Annotated in this window: 3 protein-coding genes; all 3 read left to right on the top strand. The window is 38.6% G+C overall.

What is annotated here, in order from left to right; all coding sequences use genetic code 11:
• Window positions 1–485, top strand: a 485-nt coding sequence (locus V5N63_RS04320) for an SDR family NAD(P)-dependent oxidoreductase (protein WP_332032955.1), incomplete at its 5' end; no start/stop codon positions are given.
• 122 nt (window positions 486–607) lie between these two features.
• Complete coding sequence (gene purB, locus V5N63_RS04315) at window positions 608–2,035, top strand: adenylosuccinate lyase (protein ID WP_088468807.1); 1,428 nt, start codon at window positions 608–610, stop codon at window positions 2,033–2,035.
• A gap of 62 nt (window positions 2,036–2,097) precedes the next feature.
• On the top strand, window positions 2,098–5,695 hold a 3,598-nt coding region (locus tag V5N63_RS04310), incomplete at its 3' end, for a phosphoribosylformylglycinamidine synthase (RefSeq protein WP_332032954.1).

The raw sequence follows: 5,695 nt of genomic DNA, 5'->3' as shown, positions 1-5,695 counted from the left end.
AGAAAAGCATGCTCATCAATTCCAATGCTTTCATGCATATTGGGCTTGAATTTCTGTCCGGAATGATGGCTGAAAATTCTGGTGCTATCTGTAACATTGCTTCTTCTGCAGGATTAATTTCTAACCCGAAAATGTCGGTTTATGCAGCTTCCAAATGGGCTGTTGTCGGCTGGAGCGATAGTCTGCGATTAGAAATGGAACAGTTAGGTAAAAATATTTCGGTAACCACGATTATGCCGTTCTACATCAACACCGGAATGTTCGATGGAGTAAAATCTAAACTGCTTCCTATTCTCGAGCCAGAAAGAACTTCCGAAAGAATTATAAAAGCCATTGAAAACGAAACCAAAATGCTTGCAATGCCGATGCCTTATTGGTTTATCCGTTTGTCACAGGGAATTTTGCCTCTTCCGGTATTCGATTGGGTGATGAGAAATATTTTCGGTGTTTATGATACAATGAAAGATTTTAAAGGCCGCAGGTAGATCGTTCTGTCTGATATGAAGCTTAAAATTCGGTTTGTGTTTAGTTAAAAATAGCGTTACGATCCTTCAGTTTCTTTATAATTTTCTTAAATTTGTGCATCTAAAAAAAGTAAAAAGAAAGAATGAATTCCTACAAAAATCCCCTTGAAGAACGCTATTCAAGTGAGGAAATGCTCTATAATTTTTCGCCGAACAACAAGTTCAGAAACTGGCGAAAATTGTGGATCGCCCTTGCCGAAATCGAAAAAGATCTTGGTTTGGATATTTCCGACGAACAAATCGCACAACTCAAAGAAAACGCAGAAAACATTGATTATGTGAAAGCTGCAGAATACGAAAAAAAATTCCGACACGACGTGATGGCTCATGTGCACACGTACGGCGATGCGGCTCCTTCTGCAAAAGGAATTATCCATTTGGGCGCGACTTCCGCTTTTGTAGGCGATAACACCGATTTAATTCAAATGCGCGACGGATTGTTGCTTTTGAGAAAACAATTGGTGAATGTCATTAAAAATCTTTCCGATTTCGCTTTAAAATACAAAGATTTACCAACACTCGGTTTTACACACTATCAACCCGCACAATTGACGACCGTCGGAAAAAGAGCAACACTTTGGTTGCAATCTTTGATTTTGGATTTTGAGGAACTCGAATTTTTCCTCGAAACTTTAAGATTCCGCGGTGTAAAAGGAACAACCGGAACTGCAGCTAGCTTTTTGGAGCTTTTTAATGGCGATTATTCCAAAGTAAAACATTTGGATACAGAACTTTCAAAACGTTTTGGATTCGATAAGGTTTTCGGAGTTTCCGGACAGACTTACGACCGAAAAATTGATGCGAAAGTTTTGGCTTTATTGTCGAATATTGCTCAATCTGCACATAAATTTACGAATGATTTACGGCTATTGCAGAATTTAAAGGAAATCGAAGAGCCTTTCGAAAAAAATCAGATCGGTTCCTCAGCGATGGCGTATAAAAGAAATCCGATGCGTTCCGAAAGAATCGGCTCGTTAGCGAAATTCGTGATGTCACTTTCCTCAAGTTCCGCAATGGTGGCGGCAACGCAATGGTTCGAAAGAACTTTGGATGATTCAGCGAACAAAAGACTCGCAATTCCGCAATCTTTCCTTGCCGTCGATGCTATTTTGTTGATTTGGAATAACATTATGAACGGAATAGTGGTTTACGAAAACCGTATCAAAAAACATATCATGGATGAACTTCCTTTCATGGCGACAGAATATATCATTATGGAGGAAGTAAAAGCCGGTGGCGATCGTCAGGAAATCCACGAAACCATCCGCGTGCACTCCATGGAAGCTTCTAAAAAAGTAAAAATCGAAGGCAAAGAAAATGACCTGATCGAAAGGATTTTGAACGATGACTCCCTGAAAATGGATAAATCCAAATTTATGGAAATGCTCGACCCGAAAAATTTCATCGGATTCGCTCCGATTCAAACCGAGGAGTTTGTCCAGAATGAAGCACAACCTATTCTTGATAAATATTCCGATTTAATTGGCTTAGAAGCTGACCTTAAAGTATAAATTGATGCAGGCAATTTTGTCTGCATTTTTTAATGTTTTACTCCCTTTAAAATTGACATAGAATGTCTGATAAAAAAAGAATTTTTGTAGAAAAACGCGGCATTTTCGATGTGGAAAGTCCTAAGATTTTCAGTGAAGTAAAAACCATCGTTCCTCATATTCAGGATGTGAAAGTTTATAACATTTATGATCTGTTCGGGATCGAAGAAAACGATCTTAACAAAGTAATTTTCAATACTTTTGTAGATCCGGTCGTTGATATTCTTCACACCGAAAACCCGGCTAAAAACCTTCATTTTGCTACGGAATTTCTACCTGGCCAATACGATCAGAGAGCAGATTCTGCGCAGCAATGTATCGCTCTACTCACAGAAAATGAAAACTCAAAAGTGAGAAGCGGAAAGTTGATCGAACTTTTTGGCGTTACAGAAAATGATATCGAAAAAATAAAAAATCATTTAATAAACAAAGTCGAAAGTCAGGAAAAAGATTTGTCCAAGCTCGAAATCCCGTCGGAAGAAACCCCAGATCCGGTTATGATCCATGAGGGTTTTATTGATTTTTCTACGGAAGAACTTGATGAGTTTTATAACCAACATGGTTTTGCTCTGGAATTCGATGATTTAGAATTTATTCAGAATTATTTTAAAGCTGAAAACCGAAATCCGTCGGAAACCGAACTCAAAGTGCTCGATACCTATTGGAGCGATCATTGTAGACATACTACTTTCGAAACAGCATTAACTGATATTCAGTTTAATGATTCTTTTAAAGATACTTTAGAAAGAATTTTTAATGATTATTTAGAGAAAAGAAAATTTCTCGGAAGAGAAGCAAAACCGATTTCTTTGATGGATTTGGCTACGGTTTGTGCAAGATACTTCCACAAAACCGGTAAGCTTGAAAACCTCGTTGTTTCTGATGAAATCAATGCGTGTACCATAGAAATTGAAGCCGAATTTGATGGCAAAAAAGAACCTTGGTACCTTTTATTTAAAAATGAAACACACAATCACCCTACAGAGATAGAACCTTTTGGCGGTGCTTCTACGTGTTTAGGTGGCGCGATCCGCGATCCATTGTCGGGGAGAGCGTTTGTTTATCAGGCGATGCGACTTTCCGGAGCTGCAGATGTTTTGGAACCGATTTCTGAAACTTTACCGGGAAAACTTCCGCAAAGAACGATTACGAAACAAGCCGCAAACGGCTATTCTTCCTACGGAAACCAGATTGGTTTGGCGACAACTTTGGTGAATGAAATTTACCACGATGGCTACAAAGCAAAACGAATGGAAGTGGGTTTTGTAGTGGGAGCGGTGAAAAAAGATTGGGTTCGACGGGAGAAACCGCAACCTGGAGATTTGGTGATTCTGCTTGGTGGAGCAACTGGCCGAGATGGAGTGGGAGGAGCAACTGGAAGTTCAAAAGAACAGGATGAAACCTCTATTCATACGCTCTCCACTGAAGTTCAGAAAGGAAATGCGGTAGAAGAACGTAAAATTCAGCGTTTATTCAGAAATCCTGATGTTACTACTTTAATTAAAAAATCCAACGATTTTGGAGCCGGTGGAGTTTCTGTTGCTATCGGCGAGATTGCTGATTCGTTGGAAATTAACCTTGATATTTTGCCTTTGAAATATGAAGGATTAAACGGAACCGAACTCGCTATTTCCGAATCTCAGGAAAGAATGGCGGTGGTGATTGAAGCGGATCACAAAGAAAAATTCATCAAATTCTGCGAAAAGGAAAATATCAAAGCTGTAGAAGTGGCGAAAGTAACCGATTCCGGAAGAATGCAAATGTTTTGGCAAGGCAATAAAATTGTGGATTTAAGCCGCGAATTTTTAGATACCAACGGTTGTGCAAAATCTCAACATGCGGAAATTTCACATTTGCAAAAAATTAACAATCAGAATATTGAATTCAATGAAGTAAACTTATTGAAGGCAATTTCGAGTAAAAATAATGCTTCGCAGAAAGGTTTAGCGGAAATGTTTGACGCATCCGTTGGCGGAACTTCCGTTGCGATTCCTTTCGGAGGGAAATATCAGGAAACTGAGATGGAAGGAAGCGTACAAACGCTTCCCGTTTTAAACGCGGAAAATATTGAAACTGTTTCTTTGGCAAGTTGGGGTTTTGATGCGGAAATTTCTTCGCAAAACTCGATGATTGGAGCTGCAAATGCGGTCGTAGAGAGCGTTGCTAAAATTGTGGCAATGGGAGGAAAATATCAAAATATCCGTTTGAGTTTCCAGGAATATTTCGAAAAATTGGGAAATAAACCTGAAAAATGGGGAAAACCATTGGCTTCGCTTCTTGGAGCTTACGATGCACAAATGAATTTGGAACTCGCTGCAATTGGCGGAAAAGATTCGATGAGTGGAAGTTTCCAGGATATCAATGTGCCGCCAACGCTGATTTCTTTTGCTTGTGCAAATGGCGAAAAGAAAAATATCATTTCTCCGGAACTGAAAAAAGCGGGAAACAAATTGTATTTTTTTCAACATATTCCTCAGGAAAACGGTTTGCCGGATTATGAAAATTTGAAGAAAGTTTTCGATGATATTCATGAAAATATTCAGTCTGGAAATATCGTTTCTGTTAAAACTGTGAAAGATGGCGGAGTAGCAGTGTCGTTGGCAAAAATGAGTTTCGGTAATCAGTTAGGAGCTGAAATTTCTTTGGAAGAAGATTTACTTTTAAATAAAAATATTGGAAGTTTAATTATTGAAACTACCTCAGATTTGAAAAATGATTTGTTTCAATTGATTGGTGAGGTTATAGCTGATAAAGTTTTAGTAATTAATTATTTAAAAATTTCTATCTCAAGTTTATTTGAGGCTTATAGAGGAACGTTTGAAGAGCTGTTTCCTACGGTTGAAAAAGAAAAAATTGTGGTAGAACTGGACGAAAAATTCAATGCTACAAAAGCAGAAACCATAATAATCCGAAAACACGGAATTGCAAAACCTCGTGTTTTTGCACCTATTTTTCCGGGAACCAATTGTGAATATGAAACGCAAAATGCTTTCCGAAAAGAAGGAGCAGAAGTTTCAAGTTTGCCGTTGATCAATTTGAATCATCAGCTTCTTAATGAAAGTTTGGATGCCTGGATTTCACAAATCAATCAGTCTCAGATTTTGGTGTTTTCCGGAGGTTTCTCTGCCGGTGACGAGCCGGATGGTTCCGCAAAATTCATTGTCAATGTTTTGAAAAACGAGAAAATGAAAAATGCAGTTCACGAATTATTGAACCGCGACGGAATGATTCTCGGGATTTGCAACGGGTTCCAGGCACTGGTAAAATCCGGGCTTTTGCCTTATGGTGAGATTCGCGATTTAGATGAAAATTCGCCTACTTTGGCGCACAATGCGATCGGAAGACATATTTCTCAAATGGTTGATGTGAAAGTTGTCAGCGATCAGTCGCCGTGGTTAAAAGGGATGAAGGATCAGGTTTTTACCATTCCGATCTCTCACGGGGAAGGAAGATTTATGGCCTCTGAAGAAGTGATTAAAGAATTATATGAAAACGGACAAATTGCGACGCAATACATTGATTTTGAAGGTAAAATTGCACACGGAATGCCTTTTAATCCAAATAACTCTTTATTCGGAATTGAAGGTATTGCAAGTAAATCCGGGAAAATTTTTGGTAGAA

It is taken from the genome of Kaistella sp. (assembly GCF_032060305.1).
GTDB classification, from domain to species: domain Bacteria; phylum Bacteroidota; class Bacteroidia; order Flavobacteriales; family Weeksellaceae; genus Kaistella; species Kaistella yananensis.
Note: the sequence above shows the minus strand (reverse complement) of the source record. Positions and strands in the feature narration are given on the sequence as shown.